This is a genomic window from Rhodococcus sp. BP-332 (assembly GCF_019836065.1).
In the GTDB taxonomy this organism is placed as follows: Bacteria; Actinomycetota; Actinomycetes; order Mycobacteriales; family Mycobacteriaceae; genus Rhodococcoides.
The window spans coordinates 153740-176753 of sequence record NZ_JABUEC010000001.1; the positions used below are offsets into that span (position 1 = coordinate 153740).

Genomic DNA, 23014 nt, shown 5'->3' on the forward strand with positions numbered 1-23014 from the left:
GGCTCCCACCCGGTGTCCGGTGGACCCGCGTACCGACCGTTCGCCGAGAGTTCACCGGACGAGTCCTGCATGTCCGGACGACTCGAGATGGGCCGGTCACGCTCCCGAGACGGCGCGATAGACGTCGAGGGCGTCGCGCGACCGAGCGGTGACCTCACGAACCAGTGCGGGCGGTCCGAGCACCCGCACTCCCGACCCCAGACCCAGCGCCAGACGGCTCATCCAGTCGAGCGTCGCGAATCGCATCGAGACCTCGATCGAGCCGTCGTCGTGCGCAGCGGTCTGCGTCATGGGGTAGTAGTCCAGAATCCACACGTGGTCGGGTGCGACGACGAGCCGTGCGAGCGGCAGCGACGGATCGTCGTGGAAGAGATCGAGTGCGTCCCCACCGGTCCGGGCCTGCTCGGGCGGTGCGGACGGCTCGTCCAGCTCGGTCGCGGCATCGATGCGGTCCAGCCGGAACAGCCGGACGCCCTCCGCGTCGCGGCACCAGGCCTGCAGGTAGCTCTGATCGTCGACGAGGACGATGCGCAACGGATCGACGGTGCGTTCGGACACCACGTCCCGCGATGCCGAGTAGTAGGTGATGTGCAGCGCGCGACCGCGGGCGAGCGCCCCACGGACGGTCGTGACACTGGGACTCTCCTGCGGCTCGGGCGTGTCGTCCGGCCCCTCGGCCGCCGCGACACCCGCCGCGGCCTCGATCTTCGCGATGGCGCGGTACGCCGCGGACGGGTCCACCATGCCGGGCATCTCGACGAGTGACCGCAGCGCGATGAGCAGCGCGGTCGCTTCCGTCGACGTCAGACGCAGCGGCCTGTCGATACCGGCGGAGAACGTGACCTCGATGCTGTCCTCGGAGAACGACAGATCGATGAGATCGCCCGGACCGTATCCGGGCAGTCCGCACATCCACAGCTGGTTCAGGTCGTCCATCAGCTGTTTGGTCGTGACCCCGAGCTCGGCCGCGGCGTCGGCCGCGCTGATACCCGGATTGGCGATGAAGTACGGCACGAGGTTGAGCAGCCGGGCCAGCCGCGAGGACAGGCGAACGCTCATGAGCTGCTCCCGGGCGAGACGGCGTCGGTCGGCGCGCGGTGCGCGCTCACGGACAGGGTGCCGACGACGATGTCGCGGAGTTCGGTCGGCGACAGCACGATCGCGTCGGCGCCGTGGCCGGCGACCACCCGGGCGATCCACTCCCACGACCGCACCGGGATGCGGACCACCGAACCGCGTCGCCCCACGAGCTCACGCGTCTCCACCTCGGTGCCGAGACGGCGCAGCTCGAGTCCCCGTCCCTCCGACACCCAGACGTCGGCGCTGCCCGCCACGTCACCGCTCGCGGCGGCGCGGGCCACGATGACACCGAGATCGACGTCGTCGGGCTTGCGCACCGATCCCGCCGGTCCGAAGGCCACGACGTCGTCCCCGATCCGTGACAGGCGGAAGGTACGGACGGCGTCGCGCTCGGTGTCGTGCCCGACGAGGTACCAGCGTCCGGAGTGGGTGACCACTCCCCACGGCTCGACGGTGCGCTCCCGGAAGGGGGCGGCCGGGGTGGAACGGTGCGAGAACCGCACGGACCGGCCGGCGTCGATAGCAGCGAGCAGCTTGCCCAGCGCGGGCTCGGAACCTCGACTGCGGGACGGAACGGCGGTCACGGCGGCCGGCGAGTTCTCGGTGTCCACCTGCACGCCCGCGGCGCGCAACTTCAACATCGCGCTCTGAGCGGCGGAGGTGAGCTCGGGCGACTCCCAGAGTTGGACGGCCACGGCGACCGCAGCGGCCTCGTCGCTGGCCAGGTCGACATCGGGGAGTTCGTACCGATCGCGGTTGATGCGGTACCCCTCGACCGTCGAGAAGCGCGAGATCTGACCGGTCTCGAGCGGGACGCCGAGATCACGCAGCTCGTTCTTGTCGCGCTCGAACATGCGACTGAAGGCCTCGTCGCTCGCCGAGTCCTCGTATCCGGCGACGGACTCGCGGATGCGCTCGGCGGTCAGGTACTGCCGTGTCGAGAGCAGGCAGATGACGAGGTTCATCAACCGCTCGACTTTGGAGATCGCCACCGACCCAGCCTAGTGGCTGAGCATCTCCCCACCCGTGCGCATCGCCGGGGTGGGGAGGACGGGACTCCTGTGGAGAAGGAGGGCCGTCGGCCTCTACATCGACGCGATCAGGCGCTCCACGCGCTCGTCGACCGAGCGGAACGGGTCCTTGCACAGCACCGTGCGCTGAGCCTGGTCGTTGAGCTTGAGATGCACCCAGTCGACGGTGAAGTCGCGTCCCGCCTCCTGTGCGGCGCTGATGAACTCGCCACGCAGCTTCGCACGTGTCGTCTGCGGCGGCGTGTTCACCGCCTCGTCGATCTGGTCGTCCTCGGTGACGCGCTTGACCAGTCCCTTGCGCTGCAGCACGTCGAAGACGCCGCGGCCACGCTTGATGTCGTGATAGGCCAGGTCCAGCTGGGCGATCTTCGGGTCGGACAGGTCCATCGAGTACCTGTCCTGATAGCGATCGAACAGCTTGCGCTTGATCACCCAGTCGATCTCGGTGTCCACCTTGGCGAAGTCCTGCGCCTCGACGGCGTCGAGGGTGCGGCCCCACAGGTCGACGACCTGCTCGATCTGCGCGTCCGGCTCGCGGTTGCGCAGGTGCTCGACGGCGCGGGCGTGGTACTCGCGCTGGATCTCGAGTGCACTGGCCTGGCGTCCCCCCGCGAGACGGACGGGGCGCCGCCCCGTCGAGTCGTGGGACACCTCGCGGATGGCGCGAATCGGGTTGTCCAGGGCGAAGTCTCGGAACGAGACGCCCGCCTCGATCATCTCCAGGACCAGCGCTGCGGTGCCGACCTTGAGCATGGTCGTCGGCTCGGCCATGTTGGAGTCGCCGACGATGACGTGCAGACGACGGTACTTCTCGGCGTCGGCATGCGGTTCGTCGCGCGTGTTGATGATGGGCCGTGAGCGGGTGGTCGCGGACGACACGCCCTCCCAGATGTGCTCGGCGCGCTGCGAGAGGCAGAACGTGGCGGCCTTCGGCGTCTGCAGGATCTTGCCCGCGCCGCAGATGAGCTGGCGGGTGACCAGGAACGGCAACAGCACGTCGGAGATGCGGGAGAACTCACCGGCGCGCACCACGAGGTAGTTCTCGTGGCAGCCGTAGGAGTTGCCCGCGGAGTCGGTGTTGTTCTTGAACAGGTAGATGTCGCCGCCGATGCCCTCCTCGACGAGACGCTGCTCGGCGTCGATGAGCAGGTCCTCGAGAACACGCTCGCCGGCGCGGTCGTGCGTGACCAGCTGCAGAAGGCTGTCGCACTCGGCAGTGGCGTACTCGGGATGGGAGCCGACGTCCAGGTAGAGCCGCGCACCGTTGCGCAGGAACACGTTGGAGCTGCGTCCCCACGACACAACACGCCGGAACAGATACCGGGCCACCTCGTCCGGGCTGAGTCGACGGTGCCCGTGGAACGTGCACGTCACACCGAACTCGGTCTCGATCCCCATGATTCGTCGCTGCACACTTCGACAGTACAACGGCATCGACCGCGGCATCGGCTACCCGAGCCCGTGGCAGCCGTAGTGTGGCGCAGGTGAATCCCCGATCGCTGCGCGGCCGCACCCGTTCCGTCGATCTGGCGCTGGTGAAGGCCAGTTTCGCGTCGCGACCGTCGGGGTTGGACCCCGCGCTGCGCACGCTCACCGGGCTCGCCGATCACAGTGTTCTGTGGGCGATCGTGGCGTCGGCGCTCGCCGCGTCCGGCGGCCCCCGACGACGAGGTGCCGTACGCGGCATGCTCGCGGTCGTGGGTGCCAGCTCGCTCGCGAACGGGGTGCTCAAGCCGCTGCTCCCCCGCGATCGTCCACCGGCCGCGTCGGTCCCCGCGCTCCGGCGGATCATGACCCCGCCCGTGTCCTCGTCGTTCCCGTCCGGTCACGCCGCCTCCGCCGCAGCGTTCGCGACGGGCGTGGCGCTCGAGGCTCCGCTCGCCGGTCTCCTGGTCGCCCCGCTGGCCGCGACGGTCGCGTACTCGCGAGTGCACGTCGGTGTGCACTGGCCGTCGGACGTGGTGGTGGGCGCGGCGCTCGGGGTCGCGGTCGCGCTGTCGACCCGCCGCTGGTGGGCCGTGCGCTCCACCGAGTCGGCCGAGTTGGGCCCCGCGGGGCCGGCGCCCGCCCTGCACGAGGGTGAGGGGATGCTCGTGCTGGTCAATCCGGGCGCGGGCACCCACAATTCGGAGGTCGTCGCCGACGTGGCGAAGGCCCTGCCGAGGGCGCGGTTCCTCGAGCCGGACGCCGACGACGACTTCACCGCCCAGTTCGTCCGCGCCGCAGGATCGGACGTGCTCGCGCTCGGAGTCTGCGGAGGCGACGGCACGGTGGCCGCTGCCGTCGCGGCCGCGGTGCGGACTGGGCTCCCTCTCGCGGTGTTCCCCGGCGGCACGCTGAACCACTTCGCACGGGACGTCGGCGCGGTCGAGGTGTCGGTCACCGCGGACGCCGTCACTCGCGGCGCGTCCAGCCGGGTGGATCTCGGCGGTGTGAGCATCGACGGCGGTGAGGAGATCCTCTTCGTCAACACCGCCAGCATCGGGGGCTACCCGGATTCGGTTCGGCTGCGGGACAAGTGGAGCTCACGCATCGGGAAGTGGCCCGCGGCCGCGGCCGCGATGGTGGCCGTCCTGGCGGTGGCCGAGCCGATGCACGTGGAGATCGACGGGCGCCGCGACTCGGTGTGGATGATGTTCGTCGGCAACGGCACCTACACGCCGGGTGATCAGGTGCCCATGTCGCGGCCGTCGATCGCGAGCGGTGTGCTGGACGTGCGGTTCCTGCGCGCGCACATGCGGCTCTCGCGTACCCGCCTCGCACTCGCCGCGATGACGGGGACTCTCGGCACGTCGCCCACCTACCGTCATCTGCGGGTGCCGGCCGTCTCGGTGCGCAACCTGCAGACCACGGTGGCGGTGGCGGTGGACGGGGAGGTGGCGGGCGAGGGCCGGGCCTTCGACTACCGGGCCCGGCCCTCGCTGCTCACGCTGTACGGAACGGGCACCGCCGACGCGCCGCGCGCGTGACGGGTGCTTCGTAGCCGGTCGGTCAGGTGCCCGCAGGTTCCGAACCGGGGGGCAACAGTCCCTGGAGCGCCGCTCCGGAGATCCGCCGGAACGCACGCCTCGGCCGCGTCTGTTCGAGAACGGCCACTTCGAGGCTCGTGACCTCGAGGACGCGCTTCTCCGCGGGCTCGCTCGCGGCACCGTTGGTCGGCGGCGTCGACGTGGAGTCCTGGAGCGCACCGACTGCCAGCGCGACCGCCGCGTCGAGATCGAGCCCCGAGCGGTACTTCTCGCGCAGGACCGTCGAGATCGGTTCGGTGGCACCGCCCATGACCACGAAGTCGACCTCGTCGACGATCGAGCCGTCGTACGTGATGCGGTAGAGCTGGGACCGGGGGCTCTCGTCGACGGCACCGACCTCGGCCACGCAGATCTCCACCTCGTACGGCTTGAGCTGCTCGGTGAAGATGGTGCCGAGCGTCTGCGCGTATGCCTTGGCCAACGATCGTCCGGTGACGTCCGCACGGTCGTAGGTGTAGCCCTTGGTGTCGGCGTGCACGATGCCGGCGCGGCGTAGATTCTCGAACTCGTTGTACTTGCCCACCGCGGCGAAGCCGAGGCGGTCGTACAGCTCGCTCACCTTGTGCAGTGCGGAGGACCGGTTCTCGGCGACGAAGAGCACGCCGTCCGCGTAGGTCAGCACGACCACGCTGCGACCACGTGCGATTCCCTTGCGCGCCAGTTCCGAACGATCGCGCATGATCTGTTCGGCGGACGCGTAGTACGGCATCGTCATCGGCGCGCACCCCCTTCTTCCGATCGGTCCTGCAGTACCGCACGGGCCAGAGCCTCGATGCGGTCCGATCCCACCAGGTTCGCTCCCCCGGCACCGATGGCCACCGCCGTCGGGTAGATGCCGCGGGTCAGATCCGGTCCGCCGGTCGCCGAATCGTCGTCGGCAGCGTCGTACAGCGATTCGACCGCGACGCGCAGTGCCTCGTCCTCGGTCATGTCCTCGCGGTAGAGCTTCTTCATCGCCGACTTCGCGAACAGCGATCCCGATCCCACCGCGTGGTAGCCGGACCGTTCCTCGTAGCGGCCACCGACCACGTCGTAGGAGACGATGCGCCCCGCATGGCGGGCGTCGGCGGCGTCGAGGTCGTAGCCGACGAGCAGCGGAACCACAGCCAGACCTTGCATGGCCGCACCGAGATTGGCCCGCACCATGGAGGACAGCTTGTTGGCCTTGCCGTTGAAGGTGAGGGAGACGCCCTCGATCTTCTCGTAGTGCTCGAGTTCGACCGCGAACAGCCGCACCAGCTCGATCGCCATGCCCGCGGTACCCGCGATGCCGGCGGCCGAGTAGTCGTCCGTGACGTACACCTTGTCGACGTCGCGACTGGCGATGAGGTTGCCCATCGTCGCGCGGCGATCACCCGCGAGGATGACGCCGCCGTCGAAGGTGACGGCCACGATGGTGGTGCCGTGCGGTGCGATGTCGGACTGCATCGTCGCCTCCGGGGACAGAGCGAGATCCGCACGAAAATGGTTCTCGGGCAACAGGTGCGGTGCGTAGGCCCGCAGGTGTTCACTGAAGGAGGAGAACGGCGACCCGTAGCGCAGGGTGGTGTCGCTCTCGTGGGGACGGGGAACGGAGTTCGCGTCCGTCACTGGCCGCCCTTTTGCACGTAGGCGCGGACGAAGTCCTCCGCGTTCTCCTCGAGCACGTCGTCGATCTCGTCGAGGAGATCGTCGGTCTCCTCGGCGAGCTTCTCGCGTCGTTCCTGACCCGATGCGCCCTCGGCCGAACCGTCGTCGTCATCGCCACCGCCGGAGCGTGTGGTCTGCTCTTGTGCCATAGCCGACCTCCTCGTCACGAACCGCGTGTTCTCTCGACACGCAGCGAAACTTCACCCTACCGAGCATGCGCCGTCACAGGGTGACAACCCACCGTACGTCCGGCACGGGCGGACCGTCAGGTGGTGAGCTGGTCCACCAGTTCTGCGGCCGAGTCCACCGATTCGAGCAGAGCACCGACGTGGGCCTTGCTCCCCCGCAGTGGCTCGAGGGTGGGGATACGCACCAGCGAGTCTCCACCGAGGTCGAAGATGACCGAGTCCCAGCTCGCGGCCGCGATGTCGCGGCCGAACTTGCGGAGGCACTCGCCGCGGAAGTACGCGCGGGTGTCGGTCGGGGGGTTCGAGACGGCGTCCATGACGTCCTGCTCGGAGACCAGCCGTTCCATCGATCCGCGCGCGACGAGCCGGTTGTAGAGACCCTTGTCGAGGCGGACGTCCGAGTACTGCAGGTCCACGAGGTGCAGTCGCGGCGCCGACCAGCCGAGTCCCTCGCGGTTGCGGAACCCTTCGAGCAGCCGCAGTTTCGCCGGCCAGTCGAGGAGGGACGCGCAGTCCATCGGGTCGCGCTCGAGCTTGTCGAGGATCATCGCCCACTTCTCGACCACGTCGGCGGCGCGCGGATCATTCTCGCCCTGTGCGTCGAGATGCGCGGAGACGCGCTCGAGGTAGATGCGCTGCAGTGCCAACGCCGTCAGCTCGCGACCGTCCGCGAGCGCGACCGTGCGGCGCAGCGTCGGGTCGTGACTGATCTGGTGCACCGCCGTCACCGGACGGGCCAGCTGCAGATCGGACAGGTCCACGCCGGCCTCGACGATGTCGAGCACTAGGGCCGTCGTTCCGACCTTGAGATAGGTCGCCATCTCGGCGAGGTTGGCGTCACCGATGATCACGTGCAGGCGCCGGTACTTGTCGGCGTCGGCGTGCGGCTCGTCGCGGGTGTTGATGATGCCGCGCTTGAGCGTCGTCTCGAGGCCCACTTCGACCTCGATGTAGTCGGCGCGCTGCGAGAGTTGGAATCCGGGCTCGTCCCCGGACTGACCGATGCCGACGCGGCCCGAGCCGGTGAACACCTGGCGGGAGGCGAAGAACGGCGAGAGCCCGGCGATGATCGCGGAGAACGGGGTCTCGCGAGACATCAGGTAGTTCTCGTGGGTGCCGTACGACGCGCCCTTGCCGTCGACGTTGTTCTTGTACAACTGCAGGCGCGGGGCGCCGGGCACGCTCGAGGCATGGCGCGCAGCCGCTTCCATGACGCGCTCCCCCGCCTTGTCCCAGATGACGGCGTCGAGCGGATCGCGTACCTCCGGTGCGGAGTACTCCGGGTGGGCGTGGTCGACGTAGAGACGCGCGCCGTTGGTGAGGATCATGTTGGCCGCGCCGACCTCGTCGGCGTCGATGATCGGCGCCGGGCCACTGAACCGGCCCAGGTCGAACCCGCGTGCGTCACGCAGCGGAGATTCCACCTCGTAGTCCCAGCGCGTCCGCTTGGCCCGCGGCACACCCGCCGCGGCGGCGTACGCCAGCACCGCCTGGGTGGACGTCAGGATCGGATTGGCGGAAGGCTCGGTAGGAGAGGAAATTCCGTACTCGACCTCGATGCCGATGATGCGCTGCATGCTCTCGACCCTAGGCTATCGACCCTGTGACCCCTGATCGAGTGGGAGCGGTGACGCATGCCTGACGACGAGGTCGTGGCCGTGTACGACGAGCGTGGCCACGTGGTGGGCGCGGCGCCGCGCACCGAGGTGTACGAGCGCGGTCTGTGGCACGCGAGTGCCGGCGTGCTGGTGCGATCCACCGACGGGTCACGCGTGTACGTCCACCGCCGCACGACGACCAAGTCGGTGTTCGCGGGAATGCACGACGTTCTGGCCGGTGGGGTCGTCGATGCCGGGGAGGACCCTCGACAGACCGCCTCGCGAGAACTCGCCGAGGAACTCGGCGTCGTAGCGGACGTGACGGGCGACCCGGTGGTCGGCCGCTGGACGGGACGATCCGGCGCTGCGACGGTGCGCTGCCACCTGTTCGCGTACGAGGTGCGCCACGACGGGCCGATGCACCACCAGCCGTCCGAGATCGCGGACGGCTGGTGGTGGTCGGACGTCGAGGTGCTGACACACCTGGACGATCCCGCGTGGCCCTTCGTTCCGGACACCCGCGTGATCGTCTCGGCGCTGCTACAGGTGGGCGGTCAGAGGTACTGACCCGTGTTCGACTCGGTGTCGATCGAGCGGCTCGCACTGGCGTTCTTACCGGTGACGAGCGTGCGGATGTAGACGATCCGCTCACCCTTCTTGCCCGAGATGCGGGCCCAGTCATCGGGATTGGTGGTGTTGGGCAGATCCTCGTTCTCGGCGAACTCGTCGACGATGGAGTCGAAGAGGTGTCCGACGCGCAGACCCGGTGTCCCGGTGTCGAGCACCGACTTGATGGCGTACTTCTTCGCGCGGTCGACGATGTTCTGGATCATCGCGCCCGAGTTGAAGTCCTTGAAGTACAGGACCTCCTTGTCGCCGTTGGCATAGGTGACCTCGAGGAATCGGTTGTCGTCGCTCTCGGCGTACATGCGCTCGACGACGCGTTCGATCATGCCGCGGATGCAGGCGGCGCGATCGCCGCCGAACTCCGCGAGATCGTCGGCGTTGACGGGCAGCGAGTCGTCGAGGTACTTCGAGAAGATGTCGAGCGCGGACTCGGCGTCCGGGCGCTCGATTTTGATCTTCACGTCCAGACGGCCCGGGCGCAGAATGGCCGGGTCGATCATGTCCTCGCGGTTGGACGCACCGATCACGATGACGTTCTCGAGGCCCTCGACACCGTCGATCTCGGCCAGCAGCTGAGGAACGACGGTGGTCTCCACGTCGGACGAGACGCCCGACCCACGTGTACGGAAGATGGAGTCCATCTCGTCGAAGAACACGATGACGGGAGTGCCCTCGGACGCCTTCTCGCGAGCCCGCTGGAAGATCAACCGGATGTGGCGCTCGGTCTCACCGACGAACTTGTTGAGCAGCTCGGGGCCCTTGATGTTGAGGAAGTAGGACTTCGCGTCGCGTGCGTCCTGCCCCCGTGCCTCGGCGATCTTCTTCGCCAGTGAGTTGGCGACCGCCTTGGCGATGAGTGTCTTGCCGCAGCCGGGAGGCCCGTAGAGCAACACACCCTTGGGCGGGCGCAGCGAGTACTCACGGAACAGATCCTTGTGCAGGAAGGGCAGTTCCACGGCGTCGCGGATCTGCTCGATCTGCCGCCCGAGGCCGCCGATGTCCTCGTAGCCGACGTCGGGGACCTCCTCGAGCACGAGGTCCTCGACCTCGGCCTTGGGAATGCGCTCGAACGCGTAGCCGGCCTTGGTGTCGACCAGCAACGAGTCGCCGGGGCGCAGGCGGCGCGACGGCCCGTCCGGATCCTCCGGTGCCTCGTCGTCGGCCATCTCCTGCAGCGGAGTCGCCAACCACACGACACGTTCCTCGTCGGCGTGGCCGACGACGAGGGCGCGCTTGCCGTCCTCGAGGATCTCGCGAAGGGAGCTGATTTCGCCGACGCGTTCGAATTCACACGCCTCGACAATGGTGAGGGCCTCGTTCAGACGCACGGTCTGGCCGGGCCGGAGTGCGGTGGCGTCGACGTTCGGCGAGCACGTCAGGCGCATCTTGCGGCCCGAGGTGAACACGTCCACCGTCGCGTCGTCGTAGGTGTGTACCAGGACGCCGTAACCGCTGGGCGGTGCGCCGAGCCGGTCGACCTCTTCGCGCAGGGCGATGAGCTGCTGGCGCGCCTCCTTGAGCGTCTCCATCAGCTTCGTGTTGCGCGTGGAGAGCGAGTCGACCCGCGACTCGAGATCACGCACGTCGGTGTTACGGGTGTCCGCCGACGGCGCACCCCCACGGGAAGCGTCGAGTTGTCGGCGCAGGACGGTGGCCTCGGCTCGCAGGGCATCGAGTTCGGCCAGGACTGCGGACTGGTCCGGGTTGTCTGTAGGGCTCATGCAGGACTCCTCCCAAAGCGATTTCTCAACGCTACCGGGCGAAACGCAAACGTGTGTGACGACCGTGGTCAGACACTGTCACCGACCACCGACAGACAGCGGACGAACGGCACACGGTCGGTGCATGAACCCCCGGTGTCAGGCGGGTTCGGTGGGGGTCTTGCCGGCCCGTCGCTGCGGTTTCGGGGTGACGGTGCCCTCGGCCAGACGACGCGCACTGACCAGGAACGCGGTGTGCCCCTGCATGCGGTGCTCGGGTCGCACTGCCAGCCCGACGACGTGCCACCCGCGCACGATCGACTCCCACGACCGCGGCTCGGTCCAGCACTCCTGCGCACGCAGGGCCTCGACGACCTTGGACAACTGCGTGACGGTGGCCACGTAGACGATCAGCACGCCGCCCGGAACCAGCGCACCGGCGACGGCGTCGAGTGCGTCCCACGGCGCCAGCATGTCCAGCACCACCCGGTCGACCATGCCCTCGTGACGCGCGACGTCGAACGCGGCGACGTCGTCGATCACCAGGTCCCAGTTCTCCGGCCGCTCGCCGAAGAAGGTCTCCACGTTGCGCACCGCGTGCACGGCGTGGTCCTCGCGCACCTCGTAGGAGATGACGCGCCCCTGCGGACCGACGGCACGCAGCAGCGAACACGTCAGGGCGCCGGAACCGGCACCCGCCTCGAGCACGCGGGCACCCGGGAAGACGTCGCCCTCGTGCACGATCTGGGCGGCGTCCTTGGGGTAGATGACCTGCGCGCCGCGCGGCATCGACAGCACGTAGTCGACGAGGAGCGGGCGCAGAGCTAGATACGGGGTGCCGTTCGTCGACTTCACGACGCTGCCCTCGTCGACACCGATCAGATCGTCGTGGCGGATCCCGCCGCGGTGGGTGTGGAACTCCTTGGCCGCGTCGAGCACCACCGTGTAGTGCCGCCCCTTGGCGTCGGTGAGCTGCACGCGATCACCGACGCGGAACGGTCCGCTCGCGCGCGCAGACGTGTCGGTGTCGGTCGGTTCCACGGGTGGTCCTCTTTCCGGTGCACTCTGGTCCCGCCCACGAAGCGGGGCGCTCCCGGGGCGCGACGCGCCCCGGGGAACTGTAGGGCAGATACCGGATCGTGTCGGTGAGCGGGCATAGTGTCGGCCCCGTGAGCATCTCGACCGAAGACCCCGTCGTCACCGACGTCGCCGCGGCGGCACCCGACCGTCCTCGCCGTCGTCCCGCGTTGTCGCCCTCGCGCGCAGCGGATTACAAGCAGTGCCCCCTGCTCTACCGGTTCCGGGCCATCGACCGCCTGCCCGCACCGCCGTCGAAGGCGCAGTTGCGCGGCACCCTCGTGCACTCCGCCCTCGAGTCGCTCTACGCGTTGCCCGCGGCGGACCGGGTCTCGACGCGGGCCGGCACCCTCGTGCAGGAGGAATGGGACGCCATGGTCGTGTCGCACGAGTACGCGGCCGATCTCGTCGAGGAGCACGAGCGCGAGAAGTTCGTCGCCGAGGCGCAGTCGCTCGTGGCGTCCTACTACTCGCTCGAGGACCCCACACGGTTCGACCCCGAGTCGTGCGAGCAGCTCGTCGAGACCGAACTGGACGACGGCGTGCTGTTGCGCGGCTACATCGACCGCATCGACGTCGCGCCCACCGGGCAGCTGCGCGTCGTCGACTACAAGACGGGCAAGGCGCCGCGCGAGATCGCCGAGGCCAAGGCGTTGTTCCAGATGAAGTTCTACGCGGTGGTGCTGATGCGCACGCGCGGCATCGTTCCCGCGCAGCTGCGCCTGCTGTTCCTGAAGGACAGCCAGATTCTCACCTACGCCCCGGACGAGGACGAGCTCCGCCGGTTCGAACGGACGCTGTCCGCCATCTGGACGGCCATCCGGTCCGCCGGCGAGACGGGCGACTTCCGCCCCAAGCCCGGAAAGCTGTGTGGGTGGTGCGACTTCCAGGCCCTGTGCCCGTCCTTCGGCGGCACTCCGCCCGAGTACCCGGGGTGGCCGAGAGAGCCGACGGAGGTCACGGCGTGAGCGAGGATGCACTCTTCGTCCGTGTCGAAAGAACCGATCGCTATCGCGCCACGCGGCTCACCACGAGTGTGTGGGCGGAGACCATGCAACACGGCGCTCCCCCGTCGGCGCTGCTCGCGCGAGCACTGGAGGAGTGTTCGCCGGTGCCGGGCACCCGGCTCGCGCGGGTGACGATGGAGATCCTCGGGCCGGTGCCCGTCGGAGAACTCACCGTGCAGGCCCGTGTGGAACGCCCCGGTCGCCGGGTCGCCATGCTGACGGCCGACCTCGTCGCGGATCTGCCCGACGGGTCGACCAGGGCGGTCGCGCGTGCCACGGCCTGGCGCGTGGCGATGACCGACACCTCGGCGGCCGGGCAGACTCTCGATCCACCGCTGGTGCCCGGTCCGGACGAGTCCGAGGCCGGGTGGGCCTTTCCGGACCACTGGCACGGCGGGTTCCTCGACAGTCTCGAGTTCCGGGGCGCCCGCCCGGTGACGGCGTCGGAGCCCGGCCGGGTGTGGGCACGTCCGAGGTATCCCGTGGTGGCCGGCGAGCAGACGTCGCCGATCGTCGGACTGTTCGCCGTGGCGGACATCGCCAATGGCGTCGCGGCGCTTCTCGATCCGACGGAGTGGACGTTCCTCAACACCGATCTGACGGTGCAGATCGTGCGCGAACCCGTCGGCGAATGGGTGGGTGTGCAGGCCCGCACCGCGATCGGCGACGACGGCATCGGGCTGTGCACCTCGACGTTGTACGACGCGACGGGGTCGGTGGGCCGCACGTTCCAGACACTCGAGGTGCGCGCTCGCCCCTGACGTCTCCACACCGGATCAGCCGAGCCGGACCACCTGTCCGACGCGGAAGATCCCCGCGGGATCGTGCTGTTCGGCCAGGGCTCCGAGCCAGGCCCGGGTGTCCTCGTCGTAGACCCGTGCGAGGTGAGCGGGGTCGTCGGACGCCGCGAAGTTGGGCAACGAGCCACCGGTCGACCACGGTGCCAGAGCCTCCACGACAGCCTCGCCGTGCGCGATCACCGCATCGGCGACGGGAGGCGCCAGCACTCCGATGCACAGGAGGCTGTAGGCGGCCTCGCGATGGCAGTACACGTCGGGATGCGGTCCCGGCCGGCCGAGAGCGCCGCCGAGCAGCCTCAGCTCCACGATCACCTGCGGTGAACTCGACGCGGGGCCGGTCATGACCAATACGGTCGCTGCCGCCTCCTCGTCGAACACGCGGAGCATCGTCGTGGCCTCACGTGTCGGCATCGGATCCACCGGGTCGGCATGTACCGACCCCACCGCCGCGTACGGAATGGTCGTGACCGTGTCGATGACGGTCGGGGCCGCAGCGCGCATCGGTGCGAGGACGTCGGCTGCGATCCCCGGCTCCGCGACCGATGCGAAACGCACCGCGACCACGAACTTCCCGGCCAACGGTTCCGGCACGCCGGGCAGCGGTGGGAGCTGGAGGAACGCGAGCGAGGTGTTGTGCTCCTCGGTCAGCGTGGCGCTCCACACCCGCCACGCCTCGAGTACCGCCGCCGCGTGCCGGCCGTCGTAATACAGTGCGCCCGCGTAGAACTCGGCGATCGGCAGCAGCTCCGTCTCGACCGCGGTGACGATGCCGAGTGTCGACTTGCCCCCACACAGGCCGCGGAAGAGATCGGCGTCGCTGTCCGGTGTCACCCGGCGCAGTGTGCCGTCGCCCGTGACGAGATCGAACGCGCGCACGCGACTCGACGAGACCCCGTACGTCCGAGCCACCGGCCCGATTCCCCCACCGGTCAGAAATCCCGTGACGCCGGTGTTCGGCGACGACCCACACAGCGGCGCCGATCCGGACGGCGCGCCGGCGTCGAGAACCTGCTGCCACCGGACCCCGGCGCCGAGCCGGGCGACGCGCGTGTCGGGGTCGATCGTCAGTTCGTCGAGATCACCGGTGAGGACCAGAATCGTGTCCGGACCGATGCGCACCGCCCCGTGTCCGGTGGCCTGCACGGCCACGCGAAGCCCGGCCTCGCGCGCTGCCCGCACGGTGGCGGCGACGTCGTCCGCGGTGGCGGCCGCGACGACTGCCACCGGATCGACGGGGACGGCGACGTTCCACGGCACCGACCGCTCGTATCCGGGCTCCCCCGGACGCGACAGTGTTCCGGTGAGTGCGGCGGCGAGCGAGACCAGCAGGTCGGGGCTCGCAGAATCGACGACGGTCATGATGGATCCTCTCGACGACGCGACTCTAGCGACGAGAGGAGACTGGTCGGTACCGATCAGAAGCTACTGGGACCGATCACAACGGAGCGGACGCGTCAGAATGCGCGGCACGACCGGATGTCGGACGCGAGAATCGCCTTGGCGCCGAGCTCGGCGAGCTCGTCCATCACGGCGTTGTGTCCCTTGCGCGGAACCATGGCACGAATGGCCACCCACGCCTCGTCCGCGAGCGGGGACAGCGTCGGCGACTCGAGGCCGGGCGTGATCTTGACGGCGTCGTCGAGGATGCTGCGCGGGCAGTCGTAGTCGAGCATCAGGTACTGCTGGGCGAAGACGACGCCCTGGACACGCGCGATGAGCTGGTTGCGCGCCTTGTCGTCGACGGGCGAGCCCGCCTGCTCGATGAGCACGCCCTCCGAATCGCACAGGGATTCACCGAACGCCACCAGGTTGTGTTGGCGCAGTGTGCGTCCCGAGCCCACGACGTCGGCGATCGCATCGGCGACACCCAACTGGATGGAGATCTCGACGGCTCCGTCCAGACGGATCACGGTGGCCTCGAGGCCCCGCGCCGCGAGATCCCGGCGGACCAGGTTGGGGTACGACGTGGCGATGCGGAGCCCGGCCAGATCGTTCGGGGTCCACTCCTTGCCGGCCGGCGCGGCGTAGCGGAAGGTGCTGTTGCCGAATCCGAGTGCGAGCCGCTCGGTCACGGGTGCGCCCGAATCGAGCGAGAGATCCCGGCCGGTGATGCCGAGATCGAGCTCACCCGAGCCCACGTAGATGGCGATGTCCTTGGGACGGAGGAAGAAGAACTCGACGTTGTTGGCGTTGTCGAGCACGGTGAGATCGCGGGAATCGGCGCGGCGACGGTAGCCCGCCTCGCTCAGAATCTCTCCGGCGAGCTCGGACAGGGAACCTTTGTTGGGGACGGCGACGCGAAGCATGGTGGGACTCCTGGGGTGCGGGAAGATCGGTGGCGGTGGAAGTGGGGTGGTCCGCTCACAGATGTCGGTAGACATCCTCGAGGGAGAGGTTCTTCCCGACCATCAACACCTGGATCCAGTACAGGAGCTGCGAGATCTCCTCCGCCAGCGCCTCGTCCGTCTCGTGCTCCGCGGCGATCCACACCTCGCCGGCCTCCTCGAGGATCTTCTTGCCCTGCTGATGCACACCCGCGTCCAACGCGGCGACGGTGCCCGAGCCTTCGGGCCTGGTGGCAGCGCGGTCGGTGAGCTCGGCGAACAGGGACTCGAAGTTCTTCACGGGTGATGATTGTTCCACGACGCGGCCCGCGGACCGCTATCAGTGTCCCCCGGCGCGCGCAGACCGGAGATCGTCCAGGGTGAGCCCCTCGAGGGTGGTGCGGAACGTACGGCCCGGTCCGCTGGGCACCTGCACCTCGGAGGGCACCACGACGACGGCGCATCCCGCCGAGACGGCGGACTCGGTTCCCGTGGGCGAATCCTCGACGGCGACGCACGACGCCGTGTCGACACCGAGCAGCTCTGCGCCCCGGCGGTACGGATCGGGAGCGGGCTTCGCGTGCGTCACCTCGTCGCCACACACGGTCGCGCCGAAGCGGTGACGGCCCAGCGTCTCGAGCGCGATCTCCGTCAGCATGCGCTCGGTGTTGGTGACGAGGGCACACCCCAGACCGGCCGACTGCACCAGATCCAGCGCCGCCTCCGCACCCGGACGCCACGGCAGACCACCCGCGAACAACTCGACCACACGGCCGTTGAGCCAGGCAGCGGACTCCGCCAGGTTCTCCGGCGACGCCTCCCGTCCCACGTGCGCGTAGACCTTCGCCAGCGCACCCATCATCGAGTTGCCCAGAGTCGACTCCCGCACATCCGGAGTGAGCTCGCGCCCGAGGGACTCGGACAGCTCGTACACCGCGATGTCCCACAGGCGCTCCGAGTCCAACAGCGTCCCGTCCATGTCGAACAAGACGGCCTGGAGCTCAGACATCCGACCGGCCTCCGGCCTGCCCGCTCAACTCCGACCGGCCTCCGGCCTGCCCGCTCAACTCCGACCGGCCTCCGGCCTGCCCGCTAGACATTGAAGTACTTCGCCTCCGGGTGGTGCAGCACGAACGCATCTGTCGACTGCTCGGGGTGCAACTGCAACTCGTCGGACAGATCCACCCCTATGCGCTGGGGTTCGAGCATCGCGACGAGCTTGATGCGGTCCTCCAGATCGGGGCACGCGCCGTACCCGAACGAGTACCGGGCACCGCGGTACTCGAGCTTGAAGTACCCCTCCACGTCGGACGGATCCTGATCCACGAGGGAGCGGCCGCTGGGCAGCACCAGTTCCTCGCGGACGCGGCGATGCCAGTACTCCGCGAGCGCCTCGGTGAGCTGCACGCCGATGCCGTGCACCTCGAGGTAGTCGCGGTACGCATCCGCCTTGAAGAGCTCGTTGGCGAAGTCGGCGATGGGCTGACCCATCGTCACCAGGTTCATCGGCAGGACGTCGACCACCCCCGTCTCACGGGCGAGGTCTCGCGACCGCACGAAGTCCGCGATGCAGAGGAACCTGCCGCGGTCCTGGCGCGGGAACGTGAACCGGAAGCGCTCCGCCGCATCGGGTTCCGGGGACTCGAGGACCACCACGTCGTCACCCTCGGACACTGCCGGGAAGTACCCGTACACCAGTGCCGCGTGCGCGAGGATGCCGTCGGTGCTGAGGCGGTCGAGCCAGTACCGCAGGCGCGGACGGCCCTCGGTCTCCACCAGGTCCTCGTAGGACGGGCCCTCACCGGCGCGTGCGCCGCGCAGACCCCACTGACCGAGGAACAGGGCACGCTCGTCGAGAAGCCCCGAGTACTCGGACAGCGAGATGCCCTTGACGATCCTACTGCCCCAGAACGGGGGCGCCGGAAGCTCCTTCTCGACGGAGACGTCGGAGCGCTCGGGAACGACGACCGGTGTCTCCGCGGCCTTGCGCTTCTCGGCGATGCGCCGGGACCGCTCGTGCCGCTCCTTGCGCTCCGCGGTCTTCTGCTGAGCGGCGAGCGCCTCCTCGCTGTCGGGAGCCGGCGCCACACCGCGTTTGGTGTTCATGATCGTGTCCATCAGGCGCAGGCCCTCGAACGCGTCACGCGCGTACGACACCTCACCCTCGTACACCTCGGCGAGATCGTTCTCTACATAGGACCGGGTGAGCGCTGCGCCACCGAGCATGACGGGGAACTTCTCGGCGACGCCCTTGGCGTTGAGCTCGAGCAGGTTCTCCTTCATGACCACCGTGGACTTCACCAGCAGACCGGACATGCCGATGACGTCGGCACGCTTGTCCACCGCGGCGTCGAGAATCGCCGAGATGGGCTGCTTGATACCGAGATTGACCACCTCGTAGCCATTGTTGCTCAGGATGATGTCGACGAGGTTCTTGCCGATGTCGTGGACGTCGCCCTTGACGGTGGCGAGCACGATGCGGCCCTTGCCGTCCTCGTCGGACGCCTCCATGTGCGGCTCGAGATGTGCCACAGCGGCTTTCATCACCTCGGCGGACTGCAGCACGAACGGAAGCTGCATCTGCCCGGACCCGAACAGCTCACCGACGGTCTTCATGCCGGACAGCAGCGTCTCGTTGATGATCGCGAGCGGCGGCTTCTCCTGCATCGCCTCGTCGAGATCGTCTCCCAGCCCGGCACGCTCACCGTCGACGATGCGGCGCTCGAGGCGATCGAACAAGGGAAGGCCGGCCAGTTCCTGCGCCCGCGACTCGCGTGCGGACGCCGCGGAGACGCCTTCGAACAGCGCCATGAGCGCCTGCAACGGGTCGTAGCCCTCGCGGCGACGGTCGTACACGAGGTCGAGCGCGACCTGGCGCTGCTCCTCGGGGATACGCGCCATGGGGAGGATCTTCGACGCGTGGACGATGGCCGTGTCGAGCCCGGCCTCCGTGCACTCGTGCAGGAAGACCGAGTTGAGCACCTGCCTCGCAGCAGGATTGAGGCCGAACGAGATGTTCGAGATACCCAGGGTGAAGTGCACCTCGGGATGACTCTCGTGCAGTCGACGGATGGCCTCGATGGTCTCGATGCCGTCCCGCCGGACCTCTTCCTGGCCCGTCGAGATGGGAAACGTCAGGGTGTCGAGGATGATGTCCGATTCCGGCAGACCCCAGTTGTCGCGGATGTCGGCGATGAGCCGCTCCGCGATGCGGATCTTCCAGTCCGCTGTCCGGGCCTGACCCTCCTCGTCGATCGTCAGCGCGACGACCGCCGCTCCGTGACGCTTGACCAGCGTCATGATGCGCTGGAAGCGCGAGTCGGGCCCGTCGCCGTCCTCGTAGTTGACAGAGTTGACCGCGCTGCGCCCACCGAGGTGCTCGAGCCCGGCCTCCAGGACTGCGGGCTCGGTGGAGTCGAGCATGATCGGCAGCGTCGAGGAGGTGGCCAGGCGCGAGGCCAGAGCCGACATGTCGGCAGCACCGTCGCGGCCGACGTAGTCGACGTTGAGATCGAGCATGTGCGCGCCGTCGCGCGTCTGGTCCTTCGCGATGTCGAGGCACTTCTGGTAGTCCTCGGCCAGCATCGCGTCACGGAACGCCTTCGAACCGTTGGAGTTGGTGCGTTCGCCGATCATGAGGATGCTGGCGTCCTGCTCGAACGGCACCGCTGCGTAGAGAGACGAGACACCCTTCTCGGGCTTCGGGTCCCGCACTCCGCGGCGCGCGTCGTGCACCGCGTCGGCGACCTGGCGGATGTGCTCCGGGGTGGTTCCACAGCAGCCACCCACCAGGGAGAGGCCGAACTCGGTGACGAAGCCGCTGAGCGCCTCGGCCAGCTCGTCGGGACCGAGCGGGTACTCGGCACCCTTGGGGCCGAGCTGCGGAAGGCCGGCGTTGGGCATGACCGAGACCGGCACGGTGGCATGCCTGCTGAGGTGACGCAGGTGCTCGCTCATCTCGGCGGGGCCCGTGGCGCAGTTGAGGCCGATCAGGTCGACCCCGAGCGGCTCGATCGCGGTCAGTGCCGCGCCGATCTCGCTGCCCAGCAACATCGTGCCGGTGGTCTCGACCGTCACGTGCGTGATGATCGGGATGCGGATGCCCAGCTGCTCCATCGCGGCCTGACTGCCGAGGATGGCGGCCTTCACCTGGAGCAGGTCCTGGCACGTCTCGATCAGGACGGCGTCGGCGCCACCGTCGATCATTCCCAGCGCAGCTTCGGCGTAGGCGTCGCGCAGCGCCCGGAACGGGGCGTGGCCGAGGGTGGGCAGTTTGGTGCCCGGCCCCATGGACCCGAGCACGAAGCGGCCCATGCCGTCTCGCCCGGTACCCATCTCGTCGGCGACCTCGCGGGCCAGGATCGTTCCCTTGTAGGACAGCTCGCGGATGCGGTCCGAGATGTCGTAGTCGGCGAGGTTGGGGAGGTTGCACCCGAAGGTGTTGGTCTCGACGGCGTCCGCGCCCGCCTCGAAGTACTCCCGGTGGATCTGGCGGAGCACGTCGGGACGCGTGTCGTTGAGGATCTCGTTACAGCCTTCGAGGCCGCGGAAATCGTCCAGCGTCAGGTCTGCGGCCTGCAGCATCGTTCCCATGGCACCGTCGCCGATGACAACACGCTGGGACAGCGCATCGAGCAGGCGTGATCGGAATTCGACAGGCATGCCCCCAAGCGTAGTGGTCTGTCCCGACAGCTCTGGTCGTAGGCTGGGCGGGTGAGTGCGCCAGAAACGCCCGAGGGCGATCTCCCCGTGGTCCAGGACCCCCCGACAGACCTCGCCGCCGGCGTCGCTGCCGAGCTGGTGGCCGGTGTCGGAGCGGACGATCAGGACTCTGCGACGGACGAGTCCGAGCTGGACGAGATCCTGCCGACCCTGCGCACCCCGATTCTCGTCGCGGCGTTCGAGGGATGGAACGACGCGGGCGACGCCGCGAGCGGCGCGGTGGAGCATCTCGAACTGATCTGGGACGCGACGCCCCTGGCCGAGCTCGACTCCGAGGACTACTACGACTACCAGGTCAACCGCCCGACGGTCCGACAGGTGGACGGTGTGACGCGCGAGATCGAGTGGCCGTCGACGAGGTTGTCGGTGTGTTCGCCTCCCGGCAGCGACCGCGACGTCGTGCTGCTGCGCGGTATCGAGCCCAACATGCGGTGGCGGAGCTTCTGCGACGACCTGCTCGAGTTCATCGACCAGCTCGGGGTCGAGACGGTCGTGATTCTCGGCGCACTGCTCGCCGACACGCCCCACACCCGGCCCGTTCCCGTGACCGGCACCGCGTACAGCACCGAGTCGGCGGAGCAGTTCAACCTCGAGCAGACCCGGTACGAGGGCCCGACCGGCATCACCGGTGTTCTGCAGGACGAGTGCGTCAAAGCGGGGATTCCGGCAGTGTCCCTGTGGGCGGCGGTCCCGCACTACGTGTCCCAGCCGCCGAACCCCAAGGCCACCGTCGCCCTGCTCCAGCGTGTCGAGGACGTCCTCGACATCGAGGTGCCGCTCGGCGAGCTGCCGTCCCAGGCGGAGGACTGGGAGGAGTCGGTCACCGAGATGACCAAGGACGACGACGAGATCGCCGAGTACGTCCGCACCCTCGAGGAGCGCGGCGACGCCGAGGTCGACATGTCGGAGGCCGTCTCCAAGGTGGACGGCGATGCGCTGGCCGCCGAGTTCGAGCGCTACCTGCGCCGACGCGGGCCGGGCAGCTTCGGGCTGTGACGCGCGCTCGTCACCGGTGAGCGCGCGACTCGCACGGCTTCGCATCGGCGCTCTGTACGCCGGTGGCTTCCTCGGCCCGTTCGGCGGCGGAGTGGTGTCCTCGATGCTGCCCGAGATGGGCGCGGATCTGGGGGTGTCCACCGGGTCGGCGGCATCGACTCTCAGCGCGTACCTGTTTCCGTTCGCTCTGGCCATGCTGGTGTCGGGCACTCTCGGCGCGCGATGGGGCCGGGTGCGCACCGTGCGCCTCGCCTACCTGCTCTACGTCGTCTCCTCGCTCCTGTGTGCGGTCGCGCCCACGCTCGACCTGTTGCTGGGTGCGCGCGCACTGCAGGGCATCGGCAATTCCTTCACGACGCCGCTGCTCCTCGCGTCACTGGCGGCCGTCACTCCCCGCGAGCGCCTGGGACGGGTGCTGGGTACCTTCGGCGCCCTGCAGGCGGCGGGTCAGACCAGTGCGCCGCTGGTCGGTGGCCTCGCCGCCGAGTTCGACTGGCGGTACGCGTTCGTCGTGCTGGCCGTCGTCGCCGCGATCCTCGGGCTGGTCGGGCTCCCCGCGGCCACCGCGCCGTCCACCCCCGGCGGTCGTCCCGAACGGTTGCGCGACGCTCTCACCGTCCCGGTCCTCCGCGTGGCAGTGGTCGCGCTCCTCGGCTGGGGCGCCCTCGGGGGACTCAACTTCCTCGTCGCCTTCCGCGCGGAGGACACGTTCGGTCTGTCCTCCACACAGCGCGGACTGCTGCTGACCGTGTTCGGGGTCGCCGGAATCCTGGTGGCGCGACGCGTCGGTGGACTGATCGACCGCATCGGGCCACGCCGAGCGATCGTGGGTGCCGCTCCTGTTGGCGCGGTCCTCATCGCCCTCGCCGGCACCATGCCCAGCCTGGTGGTCGTCGGCCTCGTCTGGTCGGCAGCGGGTGTCGCCAGCCAGTTCATCCTCGTCGGCGTCAACGCCGCTGTCCTCGGCTCGTCGGGGGCGAACCGCGGCGGCGCCGTGTCGGTCGTCCAGTCGTTCCGGTTCTCCGGGGCGGCCTTCGCTCCTCTCGCGCTCACCCCGCTGTACGGGGTGCACCCGACGTCGGCCTTCCTCATTCCCGCCGTCCTGCTGGCAGTGGTCGCGCCGCTGGTGATGACCGGGCGGAAGACCTGACACTGCGGCGGCCGCGCTCGAGAGTGAATGATGACGCCGCCGTAACACGGGCGCAG

General features: G+C 69.0%; 20 protein-coding genes. 6 read left to right on the forward strand and 14 right to left on the reverse strand.

Annotated features, from left to right (window positions below):
• Nucleotides 1-96 precede the first annotated feature (96 nt).
• The 3 genes from HQ314_RS00695 to pafA form a co-directional block, all read right to left on the reverse strand.
• Nucleotides 97-1059 (reverse strand): YafY family protein, encoded by a 963-nt coding sequence (locus tag HQ314_RS00695; RefSeq protein ID WP_027505363.1) that lies wholly within the window; start codon nucleotides 1057-1059, stop codon nucleotides 97-99.
• Nucleotides 1056-2072, reverse strand: a complete 1017-nt coding sequence (locus HQ314_RS00700; protein WP_222631129.1) for a YafY family protein — start codon at nucleotides 2070-2072, stop codon at nucleotides 1056-1058. The genes HQ314_RS00695 and HQ314_RS00700 overlap by 4 nt, the downstream gene beginning before the upstream one ends.
• Before the next feature lie 93 nt (nucleotides 2073-2165).
• Nucleotides 2166-3524: a Pup--protein ligase gene (pafA, locus tag HQ314_RS00705; protein ID WP_197027762.1), complete on the reverse strand. Its 1359-nt coding sequence runs from the start codon at nucleotides 3522-3524 to the stop codon at nucleotides 2166-2168.
• A gap of 272 nt (nucleotides 3525-3796) precedes the next feature.
• On the opposite strand from pafA, the gene HQ314_RS00710 reads away from it, so the two are divergent.
• Nucleotides 3797-5080, forward strand: a complete 1284-nt coding sequence (locus HQ314_RS00710; protein WP_373428389.1) for a bifunctional phosphatase PAP2/diacylglycerol kinase family protein — start codon at nucleotides 3797-3799, stop codon at nucleotides 5078-5080.
• 22 nt (nucleotides 5081-5102) lie between these two features.
• Here HQ314_RS00710 and prcA read toward each other — a convergent pair whose 3' ends face one another.
• The 4 genes from prcA to dop form a co-directional block, all read right to left on the reverse strand.
• Nucleotides 5103-5855 (reverse strand): proteasome subunit alpha, encoded by a 753-nt coding sequence (gene prcA, locus HQ314_RS00715; protein WP_027505359.1) that lies wholly within the window; start codon nucleotides 5853-5855, stop codon nucleotides 5103-5105.
• Complete coding sequence (prcB, locus tag HQ314_RS00720; protein WP_222648964.1) at nucleotides 5852-6730, reverse strand: proteasome subunit beta; 879 nt, start codon at nucleotides 6728-6730, stop codon at nucleotides 5852-5854. The genes prcA and prcB overlap by 4 nt, the downstream gene beginning before the upstream one ends.
• Nucleotides 6727-6918 (reverse strand): ubiquitin-like protein Pup, encoded by a 192-nt coding sequence (locus HQ314_RS00725; protein WP_027505357.1) that lies wholly within the window; start codon nucleotides 6916-6918, stop codon nucleotides 6727-6729. Before HQ314_RS00725 ends, prcB begins: the two co-directional genes overlap by 4 nt.
• A 116-nt stretch (nucleotides 6919-7034) precedes the next feature.
• Nucleotides 7035-8534 (reverse strand): depupylase/deamidase Dop, encoded by a 1500-nt coding sequence (gene dop / locus HQ314_RS00730; protein ID WP_222648967.1) that lies wholly within the window; start codon nucleotides 8532-8534, stop codon nucleotides 7035-7037.
• 57 nt (nucleotides 8535-8591) lie between these two features.
• Between dop and HQ314_RS00735 the strand changes: the two genes are divergently transcribed.
• Nucleotides 8592-9122, forward strand: a complete 531-nt coding sequence (locus tag HQ314_RS00735) for an NUDIX domain-containing protein (RefSeq protein ID WP_222648969.1) — start codon at nucleotides 8592-8594, stop codon at nucleotides 9120-9122.
• Here HQ314_RS00735 and arc read toward each other — a convergent pair.
• Together arc and HQ314_RS00745 are read right to left on the reverse strand one after the other, a co-directional pair.
• Entirely contained in the window at nucleotides 9110-10903 is a 1794-nt protein-coding gene (arc, locus tag HQ314_RS00740; protein ID WP_027505354.1) for a proteasome ATPase, read from the reverse strand. The two genes, HQ314_RS00735 and arc, sit on opposite strands and share 13 nt — an antisense overlap.
• Nucleotides 10904-11041: 138 nt before the next feature.
• Nucleotides 11042-11923 carry a tRNA (adenine-N1)-methyltransferase gene (locus HQ314_RS00745; protein ID WP_027505353.1) on the reverse strand — a complete coding sequence of 294 codons (882 nt, stop codon included), beginning with the start codon at nucleotides 11921-11923 and terminating at the stop codon, nucleotides 11042-11044.
• A gap of 128 nt (nucleotides 11924-12051) precedes the next feature.
• Between HQ314_RS00745 and HQ314_RS00750 the strand changes: the two genes are divergently transcribed.
• Together HQ314_RS00750 and HQ314_RS00755 are read left to right on the forward strand one after the other, a co-directional pair.
• A complete protein-coding gene (locus HQ314_RS00750) occupies nucleotides 12052-12927 on the forward strand; it encodes a RecB family exonuclease (protein WP_222648971.1) in 876 nt (291 codons plus the stop codon).
• Nucleotides 12924-13727, forward strand: coding sequence for a thioesterase family protein (locus tag HQ314_RS00755; protein WP_308119170.1), 804 nt, complete (start codon nucleotides 12924-12926; stop codon nucleotides 13725-13727). Before HQ314_RS00750 ends, HQ314_RS00755 begins: the two co-directional genes overlap by 4 nt.
• Before the next feature lie 15 nt (nucleotides 13728-13742).
• On the opposite strand, the gene HQ314_RS00760 is transcribed toward HQ314_RS00755, so the two are convergent.
• The 5 genes from HQ314_RS00760 to metH all read right to left on the reverse strand — a co-directional run bounded on the left by HQ314_RS00760 (nucleotide 13743) and on the right by metH (nucleotide 20752).
• Nucleotides 13743-15125: an FAD-binding oxidoreductase gene (locus tag HQ314_RS00760; protein WP_222648973.1), complete on the reverse strand. Its 1383-nt coding sequence runs from the start codon at nucleotides 15123-15125 to the stop codon at nucleotides 13743-13745.
• A 95-nt stretch (nucleotides 15126-15220) separates the two neighbouring features.
• Nucleotides 15221-16072, reverse strand: a complete 852-nt coding sequence (gene hisG, locus HQ314_RS00765) for an ATP phosphoribosyltransferase (RefSeq protein ID WP_027505349.1) — start codon at nucleotides 16070-16072, stop codon at nucleotides 15221-15223.
• A gap of 55 nt (nucleotides 16073-16127) precedes the next feature.
• Nucleotides 16128-16391: a phosphoribosyl-ATP diphosphatase gene (locus tag HQ314_RS00770; RefSeq protein ID WP_027505348.1), complete on the reverse strand. Its 264-nt coding sequence runs from the start codon at nucleotides 16389-16391 to the stop codon at nucleotides 16128-16130.
• 39 nt (nucleotides 16392-16430) lie between these two features.
• Nucleotides 16431-17099, reverse strand: coding sequence for an HAD family phosphatase (locus HQ314_RS00775; protein ID WP_222648975.1), 669 nt, complete (start codon nucleotides 17097-17099; stop codon nucleotides 16431-16433).
• Between the two features lie 83 nt (nucleotides 17100-17182).
• Nucleotides 17183-20752 (reverse strand): methionine synthase, encoded by a 3570-nt coding sequence (gene metH / locus HQ314_RS00780; RefSeq protein ID WP_027505346.1) that lies wholly within the window; start codon nucleotides 20750-20752, stop codon nucleotides 17183-17185.
• 189 nt (nucleotides 20753-20941) lie between these two features.
• Between metH and HQ314_RS00785 the strand changes: the two genes are divergently transcribed.
• Nucleotides 20942-21808 (forward strand): PAC2 family protein, encoded by an 867-nt coding sequence (locus HQ314_RS00785; protein WP_222649476.1) that lies wholly within the window; start codon nucleotides 20942-20944, stop codon nucleotides 21806-21808.
• Nucleotides 21809-21824: 16 nt separating this feature from the next.
• On the forward strand, nucleotides 21825-22958 hold the full coding sequence (locus HQ314_RS00790) for an MFS transporter (protein ID WP_308119171.1): 1134 nt from the start codon (nucleotides 21825-21827) through the stop codon (nucleotides 22956-22958).
• The last annotated feature ends 56 nt before the right edge of the window (nucleotides 22959-23014 follow it).